Below are 24,450 nucleotides of genomic sequence, written 5' to 3'. Positions count from 1 at the left end.
GAAGGGTATAGAGCCTGTTGCCTACCGAGTTAAGATGATGAAATGTCATCCTCAGCAAACTGGGATGGCGAGAGACCAAAGTGCGACTTAAAGCGTTGGCTAAAATAAGAGGGATCGTTAAATCCACAAAGAAAGGCGACCTGAGAAACTTTCTCGCCATTGATTAATAAGCGACAAGCTTGATCGAGGCGGTATTCAGTGAGATATTCTTTAAACGTTTTGCCCGTTGCATTTTTAAAACGACGCTGCAGACTGCGCTCAGACACATACATCAAAGCTGCTGCTACAGATGTGGTAAATTCAGGGTCGGAATAATGTTCACCAATAATCTTTTCCAACTTACTTAACCAGTGAGATTCAGAAACATCAGAAGCTAAGTGAAGTTCGGCAGCACTGTGCTCTGCCGTTTGAATCTGAGCAGGCCAAGTTAACTCAATTAAGTTACGTTCAGAAGAAGAAAATAACTGCAGATATCCTCCAGTTAACTGAATGACATCGTCTAATGTTTGTGTCTTGTGCTCATTTAAAATAAGCCTCTGCTGCGCTAACTGTTGCGGTGCTTCACCAAAATCCGTGATAGTCACAACGACACTTTTTCCTCGTTGTATTCCTTTAATTGTTAAGGTCTGATGCCGATGAAGTCGATTTAATGCATCAGAAAAAATAAGATTGAATATGCTATCTAATCCTGGTTGTTTGAGAGACATATTCGGCAGCTGTTCATCAATATCGCAGCTAATTTTAATGTCAGCTTGCTCAAAATCGTGTTTCCAACCTTCGAGCATGGTTTTTAAAACTGGGCCAAGGGGTTGGCACATACCCTTTGCTCCCCAACCATCATTCAACACGTTAATTTGCTTAAAATGATAACTTAATCGTTCCGCGACACCAATTAACGCATTAGATTGATTTGCTGCCGCCTTTTCTACTAACAGGGTAAGTAACGATTGATTTTTTAGTAACCACTGCTTAAACCATAGCTGACGAATCTGAATTTTCTTACGTAACTGTTGGTTATGATGAATCAACCATTTACTTTGTTGTTGAGCTTGACGTGTTTTTAATGCCACTTGTTGACGTAAATCGTCGTTCAAGCGCGACATCACTCTCGAACGCCAATGAATCACTAACAGGATCAAGACGATCACAAAGAGTAAGTAACTTATCAAGGCAAAAACTGACAAGTACCAAGGTTCAACAACTTTAAAGCTCCAAGTCGCGATCTGATCCGGATTGTGTTGATCTCGAAGTGATAGATGATAATCACCAGGAAAAAGGTGATCGAGGGTCAAATGTGGCCCTTCAAAAGGATGCCACTCCTCTTCATTGAGTCGAAACTCGATATATTTGTTACCAAGGTGGGAAAACGAACCAAAATGAAAGCTGATCGCTTTTCCATAATCAACACTTAATGTTTGTCCCGCAAGGCCACCAATATGAGCAAGACGATGATCGATATTCACTTGGCTCAATATAATAGGAAAGCGTGGAATCGGTGCCTCTGCGATCTGTTGGCTTTGGAAATGAACAAATCCTTCACGAGCGGCAAATAGCAACGTTTCGTTACTCTCCTCGCCTCCAACGGCACACGCTCTCGTTTGAAATTCATTGTTAATCAAGCCATAAGGGGAGCCGATATGTTTTTTTACTGAACCATCAAAGTGGTAAAGGGTTAATCCTTTCGATGAAGAAAGCCACAATCCTTGAGAAGTTAAAAGTAAACATTTCAGGCGCAAATTTTCTTCGATTAAAGGCAGCGTACGCACCAAGTGCTGAAGCGGTTGAAAATGAAAAACCTCAAACTCAGTTAAAAACCAAAGCCGGCCATCTTCTGCTTCCACAACTTGGATAGTACTACCATAAGAAGCACTATCTTTGTAATAGATGATTTTATCATTATTAAACTGATATACCCCTTGCTCACTACCTATTAACAGCCCATACCTTGAGCTGGTGTGTAACCAAGTTAATTTGAGTGATGAATCCTGTGCTGCTAACCATTCTTGGCTATAGTCAATATAACGATGATTGTTCGGATTGTAAGACCAAAGGCAATCGGTCGAAATTCCCCATAAGATGCCATGTTGATCAACCGCTAAAAAATCAGTTTTGTGGCTTCTTAATGTTTGAGGAATTGGGGGTAACAAAGCACGATGATCCGACGATAACGGATAATAAGATACTCCATCGTCGCTAGCGATCCAAAGCACTTGACCGATTTGCTCAATATCATTAACCCCTCCTTTATGAATCAAACGATTTTGGCTTTTATTGTTCGGATCAAGCAAAAAAAGACCGTCTTGATTTATTAAGAAATAGCGGTTTGATTGATTCAAATACTGTATTTTTTTTACCGCGGAGTTTGTGGGTATATCAGAAGATTGATTCGGAAAATAACGAGTCAACATCTGACTAAAAAGTGAAACGTAACGGACGCCTTGCTGAGTGGCTATCCAGATCCCTTGATATTGGTCATGCGCTAAAGCGTAAACTTTCCCATCTGGCAAGCCATAACTTGTGTGTTTTATTTCAGAAAAATCGCTAATTTCATCTCTAGACAACGAATAGATACGAAGTCCACTGTCTGTCCCCACCCAATAGCCATCGTTGGTTTCAATCATGCTAGAAACTGACGATTCACCAATTCTTTTTAACACCTTGCTTGGATTGTCTAGGTCAATCAACAATGCCCCGCGATGTGTACCAACCAGTAAGTGGTTTCTGTGCGCTGAAAATAACAGTTTTTTGATGGTATGTTTTCCAGACTGAGTGATGTGAGTAAATTGCTTATCTGTCGATAAGTAAGTCCCCACATTGGTCGCTAAAACCCACCGAGTTCGTATTTTCACCGCATCATTAATTATAATTTGGCTTGCTTGATTAAGTTGATAAAGTTTACTTAATGAAAAAGTTTGCAATTCACCATCAGCGATACGGTAAGTATAGAAAAACTGATCATCGGTTAACCACAGATACCCACTAGACGTACCAATATTCTTAATGGTGACCCCCGGTGTCAGAACCAATACTCTTTCCGACTCTCTTCCCGGATAAGTACGATAAAGTTCATTATCGACAAAGGTCCAAAATGCACCTTGTAAATAGGTTAAGTGTTGATAATTTTTCGGTAAAGCAGAACCTCGCCTCGGTAGTATGGTTTGCCCATCAAAAAAAACCACTTTTCCATCGGTATCATGAATCCAAATCCCCCCTTCATCCCCTGGGAATAAGTTTTGCGCAACAAATACTCTTCCCTGTGATAACGTGGGTAGGGAATAAAAGGTTAAGGGAGTCGAACTGAACGCCTGCATAGCTGGCAACAATAGCCCTAGCATTAAAAAGGCAACGGATAATAAGCGGTACAAAGTCATTCCTTTAACCGATAGATGAAACACACGCCCCCCCCTTGTTTATATCGTTATTTTCCAAGGCGAATTAAATAATACATCGACCGATTAACCTTGCAAACTCTCGCGTTTGGATGTGAATAAATCAAGGCGGTTAAACATGAATTAGCGGGGAGTATTGAGATAAACAACTGTAGCGTATTTTAGCTAAATGAGTTGAATTAGGTAGGGATAATTGAAAAATCTGTGATGTGACGTATTGCTTTTGAAATGATTCGCAATAACGGCCGGCTTACTTTGCCAACACGAGCAAAGTAAGCCGGCCCTCAAAAGCCCCCTAAACAAGGGAAACGGTACACACAAATCACAAGTTTAAGTGATTCAGGCATAAAAGAATCACTCTGAGCCTTGGTTGCCGTTGCCACTCAACTATTGCGATAAACAGGTATAAAAACTATTCGCTAATTGCTCAAGAAATGTAAAATAGCTTCCCATTTGTACCGCAGTCTCAGCCCCCAATGGATCTAAAATACCAATATTGGCTTGACTGCCTCGAACTACGGTTTCAATCACTGCAGGTTGAAATTGAGGCTCAGAAAACACACAGACAGCACGATGATGAGCTAAGTCATTACGAATATTAATTAATGTTTTTGCACCAGGCTTACGATCTGGGCTCACAGTAAAATGGCCAATATTATTCAGCCCATACCGCTCCTCAAAATAGGCATACGCATCATGAAACACGTAATAAGGCTTACGGCTGACCGAAGTTAACTGCTGAGTGATGGCTTTATCCGTCTTATCTAACTTCACCAGAAATTGTGCTAAATTATCTTGGTAGGTTTTACTATTCTCGGGGTCGGTATCACTGAGACGCTCCGCTATAGCGTGTGCTACCGTTTTGACTTGTTCCACACCAAGCCAGAAATGCGGATCATGGGTTCCATGATGATGTCCCTCATGATGATGTGATGCCTCTTCACGATAAGCTCGTAATGCTAAGTTAGGAATCTCACTTAAGGTCAATACATTGCGGTGTTGACTGAGCGATTTTTCAAGAAATGGCTCCAGATCAGGACCAAACCAAATGACCAAATCGGCTTGACGAATCCGCTTTACGTCAGAAGGCCGAAGCGCATAATCGTGTGGCGAAGCATTGGCGGAGACAAGCACATCCGGCGTGCTCATTTGCACGGTTAGCTCCTGAGTGATCATTTGGATTGGTTTTATACTGGTCAAAATATCGCTTGCCCACACCATAGAAGGTAATGCGGTTAATATAACAATCAATGTCAATCTAGATAACATGATACAATTTCCTGCTGGTAGCGTTCGTTGATTCGAAATGTTACATTATAACATCACTTAATTGCAAATGAGTTTCTTTCATGTCAACGCTAATTGAATTGCATGACATCTGTGTTGATTTCAATCAGCGCCGAGTTCTAGACAACATCAACCTGTCGCTGTCTCGCGGCAAAATTACAACGTTAATCGGCCCGAATGGCGCAGGAAAATCCACCCTAGTCCGAGTTTTACTGGGCTTACATCAGCAAGACTCAGGTTCAATCTGGCGAGAAAAAAACATCAAAATCGGCTATGTTCCTCAAAAACTCAAGCTCAATGATACCTTACCGCTGAGTGTGAATCGTTTTCTTCGCCTTGCTGGTAAATACAGTCCGCAAGAGCTCAATGAAGCGTTGCTCTTAGTTGGTGCGGAGCACCTTAACCATAGTGACATGCATAAATTATCGGGTGGTGAAAATCAACGGGTACTGCTTGCTCGTGCATTATTACAGCGGCCAGATATTTTAGTGCTAGATGAGCCGGCTCAAGGTGTCGATGTGCAAGGACAAATCGATCTTTATGATTTAATCGATGCGATTCGTCTTCGTTTCCATTGTGCCGTTTTTATGGTTTCCCATGACTTACACTTAGTGATGGCAAAAACTGATGAAGTGATTTGTTTACATCACCATATTTGTTGTTCTGGCTCTCCTGCAGATATTTCACAACACCCAAGCTATCTTGCATTATTTGGCCACCGTAGCCGCGAAACGCTGGCCTTTTATCAACATAATCACCAACATCATCATGATTTAGCGGGCCAGCCAGTAAAAGGAGAGGCTCAAGTTTGTTCCCATCATTCACACGGTCACCATCACCATGATTGAGTTTTTATTACCCTCTATCGCTGCCGGTATCGGAATTGCAATTATAGCAGGCCCACTCGGTTCGTTTGTCGTTTGGCGTCGAATGGCCTACTTTGGCGATACTCTCGCACATGCCTCCTTACTTGGTCTTGCTCTTGGTTTTTTGCTCGACATTAATCTCTACTTTGCCTTACTCATTTGCTGCTTGGGGCTTGCTATCATTTTAGTCACCATGCAAAGACAAAAACTGATTGCGACCGATACATTACTCGGCATTTTAGCTCACAGCTCTCTATCACTTGGCCTGATTGCGGTCAGTTTTCTCGATAATGTACGCATTGATCTTATGGGTTATTTATTTGGTGATTTACTTGCGGTAAGTCCGATGGATCTCTGGTTTATCTGGAGTGGCGTCATTGCAGTCAGTATTGTGGTTTATCTTTTCTGGCGTCCCTTGCTTTCGAGTAGCGTCAATGAAGAGCTTGCCAGTGTTGAAGGGGTTAATATTGAGTTAATGCGTTTGGTCTTGATGCTGCTGATCGGCGTAGTTATTGCGGTTGGCATGAAGTTTGTCGGCGCATTGATCATGACATCGTTAATGATTATTCCTGCGGCGACGGCAAGACGTATGGCAAAAACACCTGAGCAAATGGCGATCATCGCCTCTTTGATTGGTATTGTCTGCGTCTTAACTGGGCTTTCTCTCTCTTGGCAATTTGATACCCCTGCCGGGCCATCAGTGGTCGTCAGTGCCGCGATAATGTTTATGTTAAGTCAGTTTATTAACCAGCGCTAATCGCTATAAAAAGAGCCACCAAACTTCGGTGGCTCTCATCATCCCCATGAGCCTAGACAGGCGATGTGATTAGGGTGAACGAGCGTGGCCAACACCCCAGAAGCTTCAAGTCAGAAGGATATACCCCTTACCAACCAGTCACTTCGCGTAAAGCTTGGCCTATTTCGGCCAAACTTTTCACCGTTTTAACGCCGGCCGATTCAAGCGCGGCAAATTTCTCATCTGCCGTCCCTTTACCGCCAGAAATAATCGCTCCCGCGTGCCCCATTCGCTTACCCGGAGGCGCGGTTACACCGGCAATATATGAAACGACTGGCTTAGTCACATTCTCTTTAATGAAGGCTGCTGCTTCTTCTTCAGCGGTTCCGCCTATTTCACCAATCATTACAATAGCTTCGGTTTCAGGATCGGCTTGGAATAGTTTTAAAATATCAATAAAGTTCGAACCTGGAATCGGATCGCCGCCAATTCCCACACAGCTAGATTGCCCAAACCCTTCATCCGTGGTTTGTTTCACCGCTTCATAAGTTAATGTACCCGAGCGAGATACGATCCCAACTTTACCTTTCTTATGAATATGGCCCGGCATAATGCCAATTTTGCACTCGTCCGGAGTAATCACTCCCGGACAGTTTGGGCCAATCATACGTACGCCGGTTTCTTCTAGCTTTACTTTGACATCAATCATGTCAATCGTCGGAATACCTTCCGTGATAGTCACAATTAACTGAATACCTGCATCAATCGCTTCTAAAATCGCATCCTTACAGAACGGGGCTGGAACATAGATCACCGATGCCGTCGCGCCGGTTGCTTCAACGGCTTCTCGTACAGTATTAAACACGGGTAAACCTAGGTGGGTGGTTCCGCCTTTACCAGGAGAAACGCCTCCTACCATTTGGGTACCATAAGCAATGGATTGTTCAGAATGGAATGTTCCTTGACCACCAGTAAATCCCTGACAAATAACTTTGGTCTCTTTATTAATTAATACTGACATTATTATTTGCCCTCCGCAGCAGCAACGACCTTCTTCGCTGCGTCTGTCAATGACTCAGCGGCGATAATATCTAAACCTGATTTTGCTAATACCTCACGGCCAATTTCCGCATTGGTTCCTTCAAGGCGAACCACCACAGGAACTTCAACACCGACTTCTTTCACCGCGCCGATGATCCCTTCAGCAATCATGTCACAGCGAACAATGCCACCAAAAATATTAACTAATACTGCTTTTACATTATCGTCCGACAAAATGATCTTGAATGCTTCTGCCACACGCTCTTTGGTCGCACCACCGCCCACATCAAGAAAGTTTGCAGGTTTTCCACCATGCAGGTTAACAATATCCATCGTCCCCATAGCAAGGCCGGCACCATTCACCATACAGCCGACATTTCCGTCAAGAGCAACATAGTTAAGCTCCCATTGCGCAGCGTGCGCTTCACGCGCATCCTCCTGAGAGGAATCATGCATTTCACGCAGTTTAGGCTGACGATACAGCGCATTTGAATCGATATTAATTTTGCCATCCAAACAGAGTAGATTCCCCTCTGCAGTCACGACAAGTGGGTTAATTTCTAACAGAGCAAGATCATATTGAGTAAACATGTGTCCTAACCCCATAAAGATTTTGACAAACTGTTTAATCTGCTCACCTTGTAGACCAAGTTTAAATGCGAGTTCTCGGCCTTGATAGGCTTGAGGGCCAACGAGAGGGTCAATCGCCGCTTTATGAATCAGCTCTGGTGTTTCTTGTGCCACTTTTTCAATTTCAACCCCACCTTCAGTCGAAGCCATAAAGACGATACGACGGGTAGCTCGGTCAACTACAGCCCCTAAATAGAGTTCATTGGCAATATTTGACGCTTCTTCGACTAAAATTTTTGAAACCGGTTGCCCATTTGCATCGGTTTGGTAGGTCACGAGATTTTTTCCTAACCATTTTTGGGCAAACTCTTTCACACCCTCTTTGCTTTCATGCAGTTCAACACCGCCTGCTTTGCCACGACCGCCAGCATGAACCTGACATTTCACGACCTTCTTAACGGTACTAATGCGCCCTGCCGCTTCAAAAGCTTCTTGCGGGGTATCACAGGCATAGCCTTCCGGGACAGGCAAACCGAATTCTGCAAACAGCTGTTTGGCTTGATATTCATGCAAATTCATTGTGTTATTCCATTTGTATATTTTTATTCCATATAGCCCAACGCTTTGTTGAGCTGTACGTCTGTAGGGGTACTCTCAATGACTAGCCAAATGGCTTATCAATATGGCCGGATGTTGAGCAGATCCGGCCCCGTACTTAAACGTTCATCACGTCTAAATTTTATACATCCAATAATAGGCGTGCTGGATCTTCCAGTAACTCTTTCACCGTGACGAGGAAGCCGACTGACTCTCGACCATCAATTAATCGGTGATCATAAGATAATGCCAAATACATCATGGGTAAGATTTCAATCTGACCATCCACCACCATGGCTCGATCTTGGATTTTATGCATTCCTAAAATCGCCGCTTGCGGTGGGTTAATGATAGGTGTTGACATTAAAGAACCGAAAACTCCGCCATTTGTGATGGTGAAATTTCCGCCAATCAGTTCATCCACCGTTAACTTACCATCACGCCCTTTCTCGGCTAACTCTTTAATCCCTTTCTCGATCTGAGCAAGGCCTAACGTGTCACAGTCCCGCAATACCGGTGTCACTAAACCACGCGGTGTTGAGACTGCAATACTGATGTCGAAGAAATTGTGGTAAACGATATCATCCCCATCAAGCGAAGCGTTAACTTGAGGATAACGCTTCAGTGCTTCGGTTACCGCTTTAACATAGAAAGACATGAAACCTAAACGAATGCCATGCTTCTTCTCAAACCGATCTTGATATTGTTTACGCAGTTGCATGATAGGCTTCATATTGACTTCGTTAAACGTCGTCAACATCGCTGTGCTATTTTTCGCTTCTAATAAACGTTCAGCAATACGTTTGCGTAAACGAGTCATCGGTACTCGTTTCTCACTACGTGCTGCCACGGGTGCAACTGTCGACGTTTGTTCAACTTCTGGCTGTGCTTGTTGGGTGGCTAGGTATGCTTCGACGTCTTCCCGAGTAATGCGTCCACCGACACCGGAGCCTTTCACCTGTGAGGGCTGTAAACTGTGCTCTGCTAATAAACGACGAACCGCTGGACTTAACGCGTCATTGGTTTCTTCGGTGAGAACGGCTTTGTGACGTTTATCGGGAGACGGTTCTGTCGCTGCCGTACTATCTTGTGTTGGTTCACCTGCAACCGCACCCGGTTTAAGCCGAGCTAAGAGTTGCTTAGACAAAACGGTCGCGCCTTCTTGTTCTAAAATGGCTTCCAACATACCTGCTTCCGGAGCTGGAACTTCTAACACCACTTTATCCGTTTCGATCTCAACAATCACTTCATCTCGATCGACCGCATCTCCCGGTTGTTTGTGCCATGTCGCTACGGTTGCATCTGCAACTGATTCAGGTAAATCTGGAACCAGAATTTCAACTGTCATAATCTGTCTCTTCCTTTTACTTCTAGTTCTTAAGCTAGGGTCAAAGCGTCTTCAACTAACGCTTTTTGTTGTTTCATATGAACCGACATATAACCGACGGCCGGTGATGCAGAAGCTGGTCGACCCGCATATTTAAGCTCTGCTCCAACAGGAATCGCAGCGCGGAAGTTATGTTGGCTACAATACCAAGCCCCTTGGTTTTGTGGCTCTTCTTGACACCATACGTAATCAACCACATTCGAATATGGTGCAATCGCGGCTTGTACTTCTTCAAGGGGGAAAGGATAAAGCTGTTCAATGCGAACAATTGCCACATCTTCTTGGTTATTATTTCGACGCTGTTCAAGTAGGTCGTAGTACACTTTACCCGAACAGAAAACAACTCGCTTGACGTTAGCTGGCTCAAGGTTATCCAACTCACCAATAGCCGGTAAAAAAGTCCCTTCCGCAAGGTCGTGCATACTCGATACACAAAGTGGATGACGCAACAGAGACTTCGGTGACATAACAATCAAGGGTCGACGCATTTTACGTACCACTTGACGACGCAGCATGTGATAGACCTGTGCTGGCGTTGAAGGCACCACAACCTGCATATTTTGTTCTGCACAAAGCTGCAAGTAGCGTTCTAAACGCGCCGATGAATGCTCTGGGCCTTGGCCTTCATATCCATGAGGGAGCAGCATGGTCAGGCCACATAAACGAGCCCACTTTTGCTCGCCCGATGAAATAAATTGGTCGATAACCACCTGAGCACCATTGGCAAAATCGCCAAACTGGGCTTCCCAAATGGTTAACCCGCCTGGTTCTGCCGTCGCGTAGCCATACTCAAAGGCCAACACGGCTTCTTCAGACAATACCGAGTCAATGACTTCAAAGGGACCTTGTTTATCATGAACATTCGCTAATGGAATATAGGTACTCGCATCAGCTTGGTTATGTAAGACCGAGTGGCGATGGAAAAAAGTACCACGCCCTGAGTCTTGTCCGGAGATACGAATACGTTGCCCATCATCCACTAATGTTGCATACGCTAATGTTTCAGCCATCCCCCAATCGAGCATTTTTTCACCCAACACCATCGACATCCGATCGTGGTAGATCTTTTCTACTCGACTTTGTAATTTATGACTTTCAGGATATTGGCAAATTTTCTGGCCTAGTTCTTGTAAACGCTCGAGTGAGAATTCATTGTCCCAAGCTTCATTCCAATCATGCCCAATATAAGGTGACCAATCGACTGAGTGCATCGTCATCGGTCGCCACTCTTTAACCACCACTTCACCATGATCTAATGCGTCACGGTATTCATTGACCAGTTGGGTGGCCGTTTCGATATCGCTTTCATTACGTTCAATCAAAACATCGGCATAGAGCTTACGAGGCGTTGGATGTTTTTTGATTTTTTGATACATCAAAGGTTGTGTGGCGTTCGGTTCATCCGCTTCGTTATGACCATGGCGGCGATAGCACACCAGTTCAATCACCACATCGCGTTTGAACTCATTACGATAATCCAAGGCCATACGAGTCACAAATGCAACCGCCTCTGGATCATCAGAGTTCACATGGAAAATCGGAGCCTGTACCATCTTAGCGATATCTGTACAGTACATGGTTGAACGGGTATCACGAGGATTTGAGGTGGTAAATCCGACTTGGTTATTAATAACAATTCGAACCGTTCCACCGACACAATAGCCTCGAGCCTGTGACATATTAAAAGTTTCAGCAACCACCCCTTGCCCAGTCACCGCAGAATCACCATGAATGGTAATTGGCAGAACTCGACTCCCTTCGGAATCACCTAAACGATCCTGTCGAGCACGAACCGACCCCATTACCACTGGGTTTACAATTTCTAAATGTGAGGGGTTAAAGGCTAAAGCCAAATGAACATCACCGCCTTCTGTGGCAAAATCAGCCGAAAAACCTTGGTGATATTTTACATCTCCCGTTCCCCATGATTCACCATGCTTACCGGCGAATTCGTCAAACAGATCCTGCGGTTTTTTACCCAATACGTTAACGAGCATATTTAAGCGTCCGCGGTGAGCCATGCCGATCACCACTTCTCGCATACCACTTTTACCAGCATGACGAATCAATTCTTTCGTCATCGGAATTAAGGCGTCTCCCCCTTCCAAAGAAAAACGTTTTGCTCCAGGGAATTTCGCACCAAGATAACGCTCCAACCCTTCCGCAGCCGTTAATTCATCGAGAAAAGTTCGTTTTTCATCGAGGGTAAAAGAGGGGGTTCCTAATACTGGTTCCAAACGCTGTTGAATCCAACGTTTTTGCTCTGTATCCGTCATGTGCATGTATTCTGCACCGATCGAACCACAATAAATTTTATTTAACGATTGATAGATATCTTTCAACTTCATGGTGTCCGCGCCAACGGCAAAAGAGCCGACGTTGAACGTTTCTTCCATGTCATCTTCAGTTAGGTTGTGGAACGAGGGGGCGAGTTCCGCCACCGGTGGGCGTTTCCATAAACCCAGAGGATCGAGTTGAGCGGCTTCATGTCCGCGAAAGCGGTACGCATTAATTAGCTGCAGAACTTTTACTTGCTTTGCATCGACTTCAGGATCACTAACTTGGACACTGTAATGCTTTGTCTCTTGAGCGAGTCGTCGGAAGTAATCACGGATACGCGAATGGGGTTGTTCAACCACATGATCAGGCTGCGCAGGCAAACCTTCAAAAACACGTTTCCACTCCTCACTTACCAGATCGGGATCACTTAGATACAGTTCGTAGAGATCTTCTACATACGTTGCATTGGCGCCAGCCAAGTGTGAAGACTCGAGCCATGCCTTCATCACGCCGTTGTGCATTATTTTCCCTTAACCAGTAGTTTTCACATTTGCTTCGGTCTTACGCCGAGCTACAAAGGCAGGCCCGAAGGCCTGCAATTTTTTCATCTAAACCGAGCGATTCACCAACATCGATTTAATATGGCCAATCGCTTTTGTTGGGTTTAATCCTTTAGGACAAACACTTACACAATTCATAATGCCATGGCAACGAAAAACGCTAAATGCATCGTCAAGATTTGATAAACGCTCATCCGTTGCCGTATCACGGCTATCAATTAGCCACCGGTAAGCGGCTAATAAGCCTGCTGGCCCTATAAATTTATCCGGATTCCACCAGAAAGAAGGGCAAGAAGTAGAGCAACAAGCACACATGATACATTCGTACAAACCATCGAGATGCTCACGATCTTCCGGTAGCTGTAAATGCTCCCGTGATGGTGGTAATTCGCCATCTGAAATCAAAAACGGCTTCACTTTTGCGTAATTATCATAGAACTGCGTCATATCAACGATTAAATCACGTACAACCGGTAAACCAGGTAAAGGGCGAATAACGATTTTGCTCCCTTTCAAGCTGGATAATGGTGTAATACAGGCTAACCCATTTTTACCGTTCATATTTAAGCCATCAGAGCCACACACTCCCTCACGACATGAACGACGAAACGCAATGGTTGGATCTTGCTCTTTCAATAAAATCAGTGCATCCAATACCATCATATCCGAGCCTTCTTCGACTTCAAGTAGATAGTCTTTCATATAAGGCTTTTTATCGACATCCGGATTGTAGCGATACAAAGAGAAGTTCAGTTTCATTCGTTATTCCTCCCTTAGTACGTACGAATTTTCGGCGGAAAAGCTTCGCGATGAACCGGTGACATATTTACATCACGTTTGCTCATCTGTTCAGTTTCCGGATTGTAAATAGAATGACATAACCAGTTTGCATCATCACGATCAGGATAGTCAAAACGAGCATGGGCTCCACGGCTCTCTGTCCGATAATTCGCCGCGACGGCGGTAGAAAATGCCGTTTCCATTAAGTTGTCTAGCTCTAAACATTCAATACGCTGCGTATTAAACTCTTTTGATTTATCCGCTAAATGAGCGTTGTTGAGACGATCTCGAATCACTTTCAGTTCTTCAAGCCCGGTTGCCATGGCTTCCCCTTCACGGAAAACGGAAAAACTATTTTGCATACAGCTTTGAAGATCTTTACGGATTTGAACGGGATCTTCACCACCTTGACTCGTTTCCCAACGCATAGTTCGAGCCAAAGAAGCTTCAATATCGGATTGAGTAGCAGGGCGAGCTTCAGCTTGTGCTGCCAATGTTTCGCCAAGATGTAATCCCGTTGCACGTCCAAACACCACAAGGTCAAGCAGTGAGTTTCCTCCTAGACGGTTTGCCCCATGAACCGAAACAGAAGCAATTTCTCCACAAGCAAACAAACCTTGCACTTCAATATCTTTGCCTGCTGCATCTTGTTTTAAGGCTTGTCCTGAAACCTGAGTCGGCACTCCTCCCATCATATAATGACAGGTTGGAATAACGGGAATCGGCTCTTTAACGGGGTCAACATGGGCAAAAGTACGAGACAACTCACAAATGCCGGGCAAACGGGATTCCAACACCTCTTTACCTAAGTGATCGAGTTTAAGCTTGATATGAGGCCCCCATGGGCCATCACAACCTCGTCCCTCTCGAATTTCGATCATCATTGAGCGCGCAACGACATCGCGTCCAGCAAGGTCTTTCGCATTGGGCGCATAACGCTCCATAAAACGCTCACCATCTTTGTTGAGTAGATAGCCACCTTCACCACGACAACCTTCTGTGACTAAGACACCAGCCCCTGCAATCCCTGTTGGGTGGAACTGCCACATTTCCATATCTTGCATCGGAACACCGGCTCGCAGTGCCATTCCGACACCATCACCCGTATTAATGTGTGCGTTAGTGGTTGAGGCATAAATTCGCCCAGCACCACCGGTTGCCAGAATGGTCGCCTTAGATTTAAAGTAACAGATTTCTCCGGTTTCCATACACAAGGCAGTGCAGCCGAGTACCGCACCATCTTGATTTTTAACTAAGTCAAGTGCGTACCATTCTGAAAAAATCGTGGTTTTGTGTTTAATGTTTTGCTGATAAAGCGTATGCAGCAAAGCGTGGCCAGTTCGGTCAGCCGCGGCCGCAGTACGGGCCGCCTGTTCACCACCAAACTCTTTCGATTGCCCCCCAAATGGACGTTGGTAAATACTCCCATCGTCAAAACGAGAAAAAGGCAGCCCCATTCGCTCTAGCTCAATCACGGATTCTGGGCCATTTTTACACATGTACTCAATGGCGTTTTGATCGCCAATGTAGTCTGAACCTTTCACAGTGTCGTACATATGCCACTGCCAGTTATCTTTATGTGAGTTACCCAACGCCACGGTAATACCACCTTGAGCTGAGACAGTATGAGAGCGGGTTGGAAAAACTTTAGAAAGTAAAGCACAGGTTAAACCTTGCTCTGATATTTGTAGTGCAGCACGCATCCCTGCACCACCTGCGCCAATCACAACGGCATCAAACTCACGAACAGGAATAGTCACTTACACACCCCACAGTACAAATAATCCAGAAAAAAAGTAGCCTAATAAGGTCACGATCACGACAAGTTGCAGCACGCCACGCAATTTTGAGCACTTAATATAGTCGGTAATCACTTGCCATAAACCAATCCAGCCATGGATAAGAATGCAAACCAGGGCCAGCATGGTAAATACTTTAGTCAGTGTACTGCCAAAGAATTGTGTCCAAGATAAATATGAGAGGTCAGTGAATGCGCAAAAACTCACCATATAGATGGTGTATAAGGTTAAAATGATCGCCGTCGCTCGAATTAACAAGAAATCGTGAACACCATTGCGTCCTAATGAAGAGACATGTTTTACCATAACCACACCCCCGCTAATAACGAGAAAATCACCGTCATGACCATGGATACTTTGGCTGTCATAGAACCGGTATCTAGTTCTTCAAAATAACCTAAATCCATGATCAAGTGACGGATACCGCCAATAATATGGTAGGCCAACGCGGTTAAGATGCCCCAGAGAATAAATTTAACGAAGAAACCGCTGACGATTTCACTCGCCTCCATAAATCCAACCGGAGAGGATAAGGAAAGGGATAATAACCATAGCAAAATACCGACCGCGACAAACGTAATAATACCCGCCACTCGATGGAGGATAGAGGCGATTGCGGTGATCGGAAAGCTGATAGTCTGTAAATCTAAATTAACAGGTCTTAACTTTCTTTCTTTCACGGGCTTGCTCACTCAGCTCTTGAAGCATTTATAGTTATGAATGAAATTTAGTAATAAACCAATAAAATCCGACCTAAACTAAACAGATTCATCTTGATTAATATGATAAAAATGTAAAATATAAGTTAAAAATAAACTCAGAATAATAACGTTGAGTTTGCTTTTTATGCTGAATTAATATGATTTTTACCAAATTTTGCTATGCCGTTATGCGGCTGGCAACATTATACAACAAATAATGTAACAATTTTTGCTACACAGAACAGATTTTTAACTTTATATGTATAAAAAATCAAAGTAAGTGCACACAACAGAGGAGAAAAATTGACTTTAAATGAGATCAGACGTACAAGAATGACACACAAACATCCTGGACGGATTAAATAATAAACAAAGGAGATTGTTATGGCAGATAAGAAAGCAACCCTTCATATTGAAGGAAAAGCGCCCATTGAACTGCCGATCATGGACGGGACCCTCGGTCCTCAAGTAATCGATGTTCGTCAGTTAGGTTCAAATGGCTACTTTACCTTTGATCCGGGTTTTCTTGCCACTGCATCTTGTGAATCTCAAATCACTTATATTGACGGTAATAAAGGTGTTTTATTACACCGAGGTTATCCTATCGATCAATTAGCCAATAACGCAGATTATTTAGAAGTTTGTTACATCTTGCTTTATGGTGAAGCACCAACTCGACAGCAATACGATGAATTTAAAAAAACCGTGACCCGCCATACTATGGTTCACGAGCAAATAGCGAGTTTCTTTCATGGCTTCCGTCGTGATGCGCACCCAATGGCGGTGATGTGTGGCGTGGTCGGTGCATTAGCGGCTTTCTACCACGATTCGCTCGATATTAACAATGATACACACCGCGAGATCGCAGCTTACCGCTTGTTATCTAAGATGCCGACCCTCGCAGCCATGTGTTATAAATATTCCATTGGTCAGCCTTTTATTTATCCACGCAATGATCTGACTTATGCAGAAAACTTCTTGCACATGATGTTTGCTAACCCATGTGAAGAGTATGAAGTGAATCCTATCGTTGCCCGTGCTATGGATAAAATCTTTACCTTGCACGCGGATCACGAGCAAAATGCATCCACCTCAACCGTACGTCTTGCGGGTTCTTCAGGAGCAAATCCTTTTGCTTGTATTGCCGCAGGTATCGCATCACTATGGGGGCCTGCTCATGGTGGAGCCAATGAAGCTTGCCTACGTATGTTGGAAGAAATCGGTTCCGTGGATAAGATCCCTGAATATGTCGAGCGCGCGAAAGACAAAGATGATCCATTCCGTTTAATGGGCTTCGGCCATCGGGTGTATAAAAACTACGATCCTCGTGCGACCGTAATGCGCGAAGCGTGTCATGACGTATTGAAAGAACTCAATATTCAAGATCCGCTCTTGGATGTGGCGATGGAACTAGAGCGCATAGCACTTTCAGATGAATACTTTATTGAGAAGAAACTCTATCCTAACGTAGACTTCTATTCAGGTATTATTTTAAAAGCCATTGGTATTCCAATCTCAATGTTCACGGTTATTTTTGCTATGTCACGCACCATTGGTTGGATTGCTCACTGGAATGAAATGCATAGCGATCCAGAAAACCGAATTGGTCGCCCACGCCAGCTCTATACTGGTCAGAAACTAAGAGATTTCCAACCACTTCATGAACGTGAATAACTCCCTGACATTTGTTGGGTAAAACAAGAGCGAGGTTTGCCTCGCTCTTGTTTTTTATACTGGATTATCGATATCGATAAATTCCACCTCAAAGCCATGTGTGCTCGCCAACCATTCCCCTAACGCTTTCACACCATAACGCTCTGTGGCATGATGACCTGCAGCAAAATAGTGAATATTAAGTTCACGCGCTATATAGGTCGTGCGCTCAGAGACTTCTCCCGAAATAAAAGCATCCATGCCCTGTTCAGCGGCAAGCGTAATATAGTCTTGCCCACCACCGGTACACCAAGCAATTTTTTTAATCGGCTTATCTTGTTGCTCCGGTGCGATGTGTAAAGGCGAACGCTCAAGTGCTTGAGTGATCTTAGTCGCTAACGCTTCACCACTCAACGCATGACGCAAACAGCCATATAGAGCCACCGATTGAGGATGCCCCTCTAAACCGCCTTCAACCTCAATCTCCAGTAATTGTGCTAGCTGCGCGTTGTTACCCAGTTGAGGATGAATATCAAGTGGTAAATGATAAGCCAGTAAATTAATATCGTGTTTGATCAATGTTCGTAACCGAGTACCTTTCATGCCACGAATGGCTTCTGGTTCCCCCTTCCAAAAATAACCATGATGAACCAATAGCGCATCAGCTTGACGTTGTACTGCTTGCTCAATCAATGCCTTAGATGCCGTTACTCCAGTGATAATTTTTTTGATGTCAGATTTACCTTCGACTTGCAGCCCATTCGGGCAGTAATCTTTGATTAATTGTGGAGACAAGGTCTCATTTAACAAAGCTTCTAACTGAAAATTGTTCATCTTGTGTTCCATGACTTGATTAGCATGACGTGGTTATAACAATTTCAAGCTAGAATGTCGAAAACAGTACCGCCTCCGCAAGAGTAAATAATATGGACATCACACCGCTGATCAATTGGGTCATCAAAACCCCAACCCTGTTTGAGGCCTCTTGTCCTCTCGTGGCAAAGGTTCCTTTTACACCACCAGCGCCAGAGCAACGTTGGCCTAACTATCAAGGGAATCCAAGGTTAGGGTTTGTTTATCAGTTTATATGCCAACAACTGTTTACTCGCACCCCGCGTTATAATGCAGTATCGGAAGAAATCCAGCTTAACGAAGATGGAAAAACGCTCGGTGCCATTGATTTTATTACTAAGAATCGCCACACGGATGCATATGAGCATTGGGAAGTCGCTATCAAATTTTACCTTCTTCACCAAGGTTTATGGTATGGGCCGAATGCAGAAGATCGGCTAGACATTAAACTCGCTCACATGCTCAATCACCAACTCTCCCTCTCAACTCGCTTAGAGTTTTGCCAAACTTATCCATTATGGGCCAATGCCCAGCCGCATTTACTGATGCAAGGACGTTTATATACCAATCCATTTCAAGCAGAGCCCATTCCAAAAGAATGCTTAGGTTACTCACTTAATTGTAGCCAAATTCAGGGGCACTGGTGCTATCAAGACCAAGTCTCACTCATTGATGAACCACTCTACTCTTTAGATAAACCCCAATGGTTAACCGGCAGAGAAAAAACATCACCGACTGACTTCGCTGAGCAGCATTATGAGGAGTTTGTGCATTGCCAAAGTGAATCAGGCATTTTTTGGTTTATTATGCCGCGTCATTGGCCTGCATCAGCCAAGTTCAACCACCCCAAATAACAAGGGGAAGCACTCCGTACTTCCCCCGTTTACACGAACCCTTGATAACGCGTTTACAAACCTGCGTCGCTAAAGACTTGATTCACAATTTGCTGCGCTTCATGCTCAATCAGAGCGAGATGTTGTGCTCCTTTAAAGCTCTCACAGTAGATTTTATAAATCTCTTCCGTTCCCGATGGGCGAGCAGCAAACCAACCAAATTCAGTAGTGACTTTTAGCCCACCAATGGCGGCACCATTACCCGGTGCATGGGTTAAACGAGCAGTGATCGGATCGCCAGCTAATGTCTGAGCCGTAACCATTTCTGGTGATAATTTACTCAAAACTGCTTTTTGTGGCCCATTCGCTACCGCTTGAATACGGCTATAATACGAATCACCATGTTTAGCAGCGAGTTCATCATAATATTGCTGAGGATTTTTCCCAGTCACGGCGGTAATTTCAGCCGCTAGTAAACATAAAATAATGCCATCTTTGTCTGTTGACCAAGGGGTACCATCTTTACGTAAGAAAGAGGCTCCCGCACTCTCCTCTCCTCCAAAGCCAAATTTACCCGAATATAGACCATCCACAAACCATTTGAATCCCACCGGAACTTCACATAATTCACGACCTAAATCAGCAACGACTTTATCAATCATCGCGCTGGATACTAAGGTTTTGCCTACCGCCACCTCTGTACTCCATCCCGTACGATGACGATAAAGGTAATCGATACAAACGGCGAGGAAATGGTTGGGATTCATCAATCCTTGCGGGGTTACGATGCCATGACGGTCATAATCTGGATCATTTCCAAAGGCCAAATCGTATTGATCTTTTAACGCTAACAGCCCAGCCATTGCATAAGGCGATGAACAGTCCATTCGCACTACGCCATCTTTATCTAATGACATAAATTGGAAGGTTGGATCAATCGCTTCACTGACCAAGGTTAAATCTAGATTGTAGGCTTGACCAATTTGACGCCAGTAATCAATCCCACTACCACCCAGTGGATCAACGCCAATTTTCAGCTTGGCGTTCTGAATGGCTTGCATATCAATCACATTAACCAAGTCATCAATATAGGGTTTTACTAAGTCAACTTGCTTTAATAAAGGGGATTGCTTCGCTTCAACAATCGAAACCCGTTTTACACCACTTAAACCTTGAGAAATCAGTTGATTGGCTCGATTTTCAATCGCTTGAGTTAACTGTCCCTCCGCTGGCCCACCATGAGTTGGGTTGTATTTAATGCCACCATCTTGTGGTGGATTATGTGACGGTGTAATCACGATACCGTCGGCTTTAGCCGTATGCTCAAGGTTATGAGTTAAAATAGCGTGTGAGATACCAGGGGTCGGTGTATAGCCATTATTTTCTTGAATAATGACTTCAACACCATTGGCAATTAAAACTTCGAGCACACTACTCAATGCAGGTTCTGAGAGTGCGTGGGTATCTTTACCGATATAGATCGGGCCATCTGTTCCTTGCGCAGAGCGAATATCCACCACCGCTTGAGCGATAGCTAAAATATGAGTTTCGTTAAATGTTGCCTTATCGGCGCTTCCTCGATGACCTGATGTACCAAACTGAACTTGATGCTGTGGGTTGTTCGGATCAGGTTGCAGTAAATAATAATTAGCAACAAGGGCGGGAATATTATGCAAATCTTGCTGTTGTGCTTTTTGTCCTGCACGTGGGTGCATAGCCATAATGACATCCTATGTAAAATAACAACAAATAAAAAACCCCATAATACGCCGTTTTGATTGCATATTATGAGGTTTCAATCAGACTTTTGCTTTTGAACGCTAAAAAGTCAAATCGATTGAGTCACTTTGTCGATGATCTCGGTCGGAAAATTCATTCGAACCATCACCTGTTCCACCATTTGCTGTTTGCGGCTTGTATTATTGTTGGTGATAACCCAAAAAGGCGTATTAGGAATTGCTTTTGGCTTGGTTGTTTGTCCATTGGCCAATAGCGTTTGCTCATTATCCGCAAAATAGACACGTTTACGCCCTTTGACTGACATCGCTTCAGAAAAACTTTCAGGATCGATACGATAGAGTGTAGAAAGCACTAGCATAAAACGATCAATCGCTTTTTTAAGATCTGCAAATTCATCTGAAATCAGTAAGCCACGCATCTCTTTAACGCTATCGATTTTCGTTTCTTGTGCGGCATCTTTACTCACAACTATACCTTTAGGAGCCAACACGTCAGATACAGGTTGTTGCACAGACTGTTGTACAGGCTGTCGAGCAACGTTCAGTAAACGTCGCAAAATATCGGAGGCACTTTCACCTATATGTTGGGTTTGGCTAGCAATGTAACGGTATAGATCTTCATCAACCTCTATTGTTTTCATTCGCTTTTCACAATCTCAATGTTTAAACTCTCAGGGATTATAGCGAGATCTTTGCCGAGACTCTACGTTAAACCTATTACGATTAAGATAAAATGTCAGCATTGCTCAATTATAAACTCGAAGGTGAGGGTCACACCGTTGTTTTGATCCATGGTCTATTTGGCAATTTGAGTAACTTAGGATTGTTAGCCCGTGACCTAAAAATCGATCATCAAGTATTAAGTATTGACCTACGTAATCACGGCCAATCTTTTCACTCATCACAACATAATTATGCTCTTATGGCGCGAGATGTCGATCAACTACTTCAGCATCTTGGCATCACCCAAGCAACGATTATCGGCCACTCAATGGGCGGAAAAGTGGCGATGAAATTGGCAGATTTAGCACCAGATATTATACAACAGCTCATCGTACTGGATATGGCACCGGTCGCTTATCATATCCGTCGACATGATCATATTTTCGCTGGATTAGATTCGGTATTGGAACAAAAACCCGCCTCTCGAAGTGAAGTCATGGCGCTATTAGCCAAACATATTAGCCAAGAAAGCGTTTGCCAATTTTTGGCGAAATCACTCATCAACCAAGACAGTGTAATGCTTTGGCGCTTTAATCTGGATGCCATTAAAGCCAACTACGAAAATATCCTCGGTTGGGAGCCTATTGCAAAAAATAAGACACCAGCGCTCTTTATTAAAGGAGCCGACTCAAATTATTTAACCGCAGAGCATCAAACCGCCATTCAGCAACAGTTTTATAACGCGAAAGCGCATGTGATTGCCAAGACCGGACATTGGTTACATGCTGAAAAACCGATCGAAGTGCTGCGGGCTATTCGAAAATTCATCGTTTAACTTAAAAATCCGTATAAAATAAGGGGTAATTCAAACATCATGGGCTGATTAACTTTGGCTAATAACAGTGGTATAGTTCGCGCAAGTAATAAATTGGTATAAAGGATAACCATGCTTTACGACTATATGAACATGCTCGAATCTATTGGGCTTGATCTGCTTTTTGCGTCTATTTTTTTCTTTATTGGAATGGCAATAAAAGACGTCTTAAAACAAGGCAATGTTCCGCCATTTGGTCGTCGTATCGTATGGCTGGTGCTATTTTTAGGTTGCGCGGGTTTTATTGCCAAAGGCCTAATTCAACTCAGTTGGGAAGGCACAGGGCTGGGCTAATGACCTAGCATCATTCCCCATCAACCGATAACAATGTAAAGGTAAAGACTCTATGGCAAGTGTAGGTATCTTTTTTGGTAGCGATACAGGTAACACCGAAGCTATTGCAAAAATGATTCAAAAACAACTCGGTAAAAAACTGGTCCACGTCCAAGATATTGCTAAAAGTAGTAAAGAAGATATTGATAACTTCGACCTGCTACTGCTTGGCATTCCTACTTGGTATTACGGTGAAGCTCAATGTGACTGGGATGATTTTTTCCCTGAGTTAGAAGCCATTGATTTCTCTACTAAGTTGGTAGCTATTTTTGGATGTGGTGATCAAGAAGATTATGCCGAATACTTCTGTGATGCGATGGGGACTGTCCGTGACATCGTCGAAGCCAAAGGCGCAACCATCGTAGGCCATTGGCCAACCGAAGGCTATGAGTTTGAAGCGTCAAAAGCCTTAGTGGATGATAACCACTTTGTTGGTTTATGTATTGATGAAGATCGCCAGCCAGAGCTGACCGAACAGCGTGTCACCACTTGGGTAAATCAAGTTTATGAAGAAATGTGTCTTTCTGAACTGGAAGACTAACTGAACTGGAAAACTAAAAAATAAGTCCTCTAAACCCAAACGACTTAGAGTTGCAGGTAGGCAGCAAGTGAGTGACAAATTTGTCTAGAACAAATTTGAACAGCCGTAGGCTCACCTTTGGTGAGAGCCACAAATGGCTCTCATCATCCCCATGAGCATCAACAGGCTATGTAATTGGGGTGAAAGAACGTAGCCAACACCCCTGCGGATTTAAGTAGGAAGGATATAAACGGAGGGCTTATTTTTGTCTCGGATTAAGATAAACGCTAAAATCTACCACAAAATTTGTCCTAAAAATGGGGCGATCAATACCGTCACCATGCCAGCAATCATCATCACTACACTCGAAACCACACCTTCAGAATTGCCTATTTGATACGCTTTAGCGGTTCCAGCGCCGTGAGCAGAGGCCCCTAAACTGGCTCCTTTACCAAAACGCGAACGAATCGACAAGATCGCCAATACAGTTTCTCCTACCGCCATACCAATCACTCCAGTCAATACAACAAACAAAGCCGTTAAGTCACTTTGTCCACCGATAGAACGCGTCGCCTCCACCGCAAAAGGGGTGGTAATTGAACGCATCGCTAAGCTACGCTGTAATAATTCTGGCAACTCAAACCAACGAGCAAGTAAAACGGTACTACCCACCGCAACAATCACCGACACCAAAACCCCAACGGATAATGACAGCCAATGACGTCGAATCAGTTTGCGATTGTCATAAACAGGGATAGCAAAAGCAACCGTTGCCGGGCCAAGTAGCCAAAGTAACCAATGCGATTCTTCCATATAAGCTTGGTACGGAATACCTAACCCGATCACAACAGCGACTAAGAGTACAGGAGCCAATAAAAGCGGCATTAGCAATATCGAACGCTTACGCTGATAAAGCATTTTGCTGCCATAATAAAAAAACAGCGTTAAAAGAAGACAAGCAACCCCTAGTAACGATAGATGTACCGACAC

General features: G+C 43.9%; 21 protein-coding genes. 7 read left to right on the top strand and 14 right to left on the bottom strand.

What is annotated here, in order from left to right; translation table 11 throughout:
* Positions 1-29: 29 nt before the first annotated feature.
* Together FKN05_RS16800 and znuA are read right to left on the bottom strand one after the other, a co-directional pair.
* On the bottom strand, positions 30-3,395 hold the full coding sequence (locus FKN05_RS16800; RefSeq protein WP_170886624.1) for a helix-turn-helix domain-containing protein: 3,366 nt from the start codon (positions 3,393-3,395) through the stop codon (positions 30-32).
* Positions 3,396-3,776: 381 nt separating this feature from the next.
* On the bottom strand, positions 3,777-4,658 hold the full coding sequence (znuA, locus tag FKN05_RS01085) for a zinc ABC transporter substrate-binding protein ZnuA (protein ID WP_099611482.1): 882 nt from the start codon (positions 4,656-4,658) through the stop codon (positions 3,777-3,779).
* Between the two features lie 80 nt (positions 4,659-4,738).
* On the opposite strand from znuA, the gene znuC reads away from it, so the two are divergent.
* Both znuC and znuB read left to right on the top strand, forming a co-directional pair.
* Positions 4,739-5,524 (top strand): zinc ABC transporter ATP-binding protein ZnuC, encoded by a 786-nt coding sequence (znuC, locus tag FKN05_RS01080; protein ID WP_099611483.1) that lies wholly within the window; start codon positions 4,739-4,741, stop codon positions 5,522-5,524.
* On the top strand, positions 5,517-6,299 hold the full coding sequence (gene znuB, locus FKN05_RS01075) for a zinc ABC transporter permease subunit ZnuB (protein WP_099611484.1): 783 nt from the start codon (positions 5,517-5,519) through the stop codon (positions 6,297-6,299). Before znuC ends, znuB begins: the two co-directional genes overlap by 8 nt.
* A 127-nt stretch (positions 6,300-6,426) precedes the next feature.
* Here znuB and sucD read toward each other — a convergent pair whose 3' ends face one another.
* The 8 genes from sucD to sdhC all read right to left on the bottom strand — a co-directional run bounded on the left by sucD (position 6,427) and on the right by sdhC (position 15,984).
* Positions 6,427-7,299 (bottom strand): succinate--CoA ligase subunit alpha, encoded by an 873-nt coding sequence (gene sucD / locus FKN05_RS01070; RefSeq protein WP_170886621.1) that lies wholly within the window; start codon positions 7,297-7,299, stop codon positions 6,427-6,429.
* Between the two features lie 2 nt (positions 7,300-7,301).
* Positions 7,302-8,468: an ADP-forming succinate--CoA ligase subunit beta gene (sucC, locus tag FKN05_RS01065; RefSeq protein WP_099611485.1), complete on the bottom strand. Its 1,167-nt coding sequence runs from the start codon at positions 8,466-8,468 to the stop codon at positions 7,302-7,304.
* A gap of 160 nt (positions 8,469-8,628) precedes the next feature.
* Entirely contained in the window at positions 8,629-9,834 is a 1,206-nt protein-coding gene (gene odhB, locus FKN05_RS01060; RefSeq protein ID WP_099611486.1) for a 2-oxoglutarate dehydrogenase complex dihydrolipoyllysine-residue succinyltransferase, read from the bottom strand.
* A 29-nt stretch (positions 9,835-9,863) separates the two neighbouring features.
* Positions 9,864-12,674, bottom strand: a complete 2,811-nt coding sequence (sucA, locus tag FKN05_RS01055; protein ID WP_170886619.1) for a 2-oxoglutarate dehydrogenase E1 component — start codon at positions 12,672-12,674, stop codon at positions 9,864-9,866.
* An 87-nt stretch (positions 12,675-12,761) separates the two neighbouring features.
* Positions 12,762-13,472 carry a succinate dehydrogenase iron-sulfur subunit gene (locus tag FKN05_RS01050; RefSeq protein WP_099611488.1) on the bottom strand — a complete coding sequence of 237 codons (711 nt, stop codon included), beginning with the start codon at positions 13,470-13,472 and terminating at the stop codon, positions 12,762-12,764.
* A gap of 14 nt (positions 13,473-13,486) precedes the next feature.
* Complete coding sequence (sdhA, locus tag FKN05_RS01045) at positions 13,487-15,253, bottom strand: succinate dehydrogenase flavoprotein subunit (RefSeq protein WP_099611489.1); 1,767 nt, start codon at positions 15,251-15,253, stop codon at positions 13,487-13,489.
* Positions 15,254-15,598 (bottom strand): succinate dehydrogenase, hydrophobic membrane anchor protein, encoded by a 345-nt coding sequence (gene sdhD, locus FKN05_RS01040; RefSeq protein WP_099611490.1) that lies wholly within the window; start codon positions 15,596-15,598, stop codon positions 15,254-15,256. It abuts the gene before it with no gap.
* Positions 15,592-15,984 (bottom strand): succinate dehydrogenase cytochrome b556 subunit, encoded by a 393-nt coding sequence (gene sdhC / locus FKN05_RS01035; protein ID WP_099611491.1) that lies wholly within the window; start codon positions 15,982-15,984, stop codon positions 15,592-15,594. Before sdhC ends, sdhD begins: the two co-directional genes overlap by 7 nt.
* A 393-nt stretch (positions 15,985-16,377) precedes the next feature.
* Between sdhC and FKN05_RS01030 the strand changes: the two genes are divergently transcribed.
* Positions 16,378-17,667: a citrate synthase gene (locus FKN05_RS01030; protein ID WP_161427632.1), complete on the top strand. Its 1,290-nt coding sequence runs from the start codon at positions 16,378-16,380 to the stop codon at positions 17,665-17,667.
* A gap of 54 nt (positions 17,668-17,721) precedes the next feature.
* Here the strand turns inward: FKN05_RS01030 and FKN05_RS01025 are convergent, their stop codons facing one another.
* Positions 17,722-18,480 (bottom strand): Nif3-like dinuclear metal center hexameric protein, encoded by a 759-nt coding sequence (locus FKN05_RS01025; RefSeq protein WP_170886618.1) that lies wholly within the window; start codon positions 18,478-18,480, stop codon positions 17,722-17,724.
* 92 nt (positions 18,481-18,572) lie between these two features.
* On the opposite strand from FKN05_RS01025, the gene FKN05_RS01020 reads away from it, so the two are divergent.
* On the top strand, positions 18,573-19,352 hold the full coding sequence (locus FKN05_RS01020) for a DUF1853 family protein (protein WP_170886610.1): 780 nt from the start codon (positions 18,573-18,575) through the stop codon (positions 19,350-19,352).
* A gap of 53 nt (positions 19,353-19,405) precedes the next feature.
* Here FKN05_RS01020 and pgm read toward each other — a convergent pair whose 3' ends face one another.
* Positions 19,406-21,052, bottom strand: a complete 1,647-nt coding sequence (gene pgm, locus FKN05_RS01015) for a phosphoglucomutase (alpha-D-glucose-1,6-bisphosphate-dependent) (RefSeq protein ID WP_170886608.1) — start codon at positions 21,050-21,052, stop codon at positions 19,406-19,408.
* A gap of 107 nt (positions 21,053-21,159) precedes the next feature.
* Positions 21,160-21,711 carry a replication initiation negative regulator SeqA gene (seqA, locus tag FKN05_RS01010; RefSeq protein WP_099611495.1) on the bottom strand — a complete coding sequence of 184 codons (552 nt, stop codon included), beginning with the start codon at positions 21,709-21,711 and terminating at the stop codon, positions 21,160-21,162.
* A gap of 92 nt (positions 21,712-21,803) precedes the next feature.
* Between seqA and FKN05_RS01005 the strand changes: the two genes are divergently transcribed.
* From FKN05_RS01005 to fldA, 3 genes are all read left to right on the top strand, one after another.
* Positions 21,804-22,568, top strand: coding sequence for an alpha/beta fold hydrolase (locus FKN05_RS01005; RefSeq protein WP_161427633.1), 765 nt, complete (start codon positions 21,804-21,806; stop codon positions 22,566-22,568).
* 111 nt (positions 22,569-22,679) lie between these two features.
* Entirely contained in the window at positions 22,680-22,901 is a 222-nt protein-coding gene (locus FKN05_RS01000) for a DUF2788 domain-containing protein (RefSeq protein ID WP_099611496.1), read from the top strand.
* Between the two features lie 52 nt (positions 22,902-22,953).
* The gene (gene fldA / locus FKN05_RS00995) at positions 22,954-23,481 is read left to right on the top strand and encodes a flavodoxin FldA (RefSeq protein ID WP_099611497.1); all 528 of its coding nucleotides are present in this window, start codon (positions 22,954-22,956) and stop codon (positions 23,479-23,481) included.
* 273 nt (positions 23,482-23,754) lie between these two features.
* On the opposite strand, the gene FKN05_RS00990 is transcribed toward fldA, so the two are convergent.
* Positions 23,755-24,450 carry an LrgB family protein gene (locus FKN05_RS00990; RefSeq protein WP_099611498.1) on the bottom strand — a complete coding sequence of 232 codons (696 nt, stop codon included), beginning with the start codon at positions 24,448-24,450 and terminating at the stop codon, positions 23,755-23,757.

It is taken from the genome of Vibrio sp. 1-1(7) (genome assembly GCF_013048485.1).
Taxonomy (GTDB): Bacteria; Pseudomonadota; Gammaproteobacteria; order Enterobacterales; family Vibrionaceae; genus Vibrio; species Vibrio fujianensis.
Note: the sequence above shows the minus strand (reverse complement) of the source record. Positions and strands in the feature narration are given on the sequence as shown.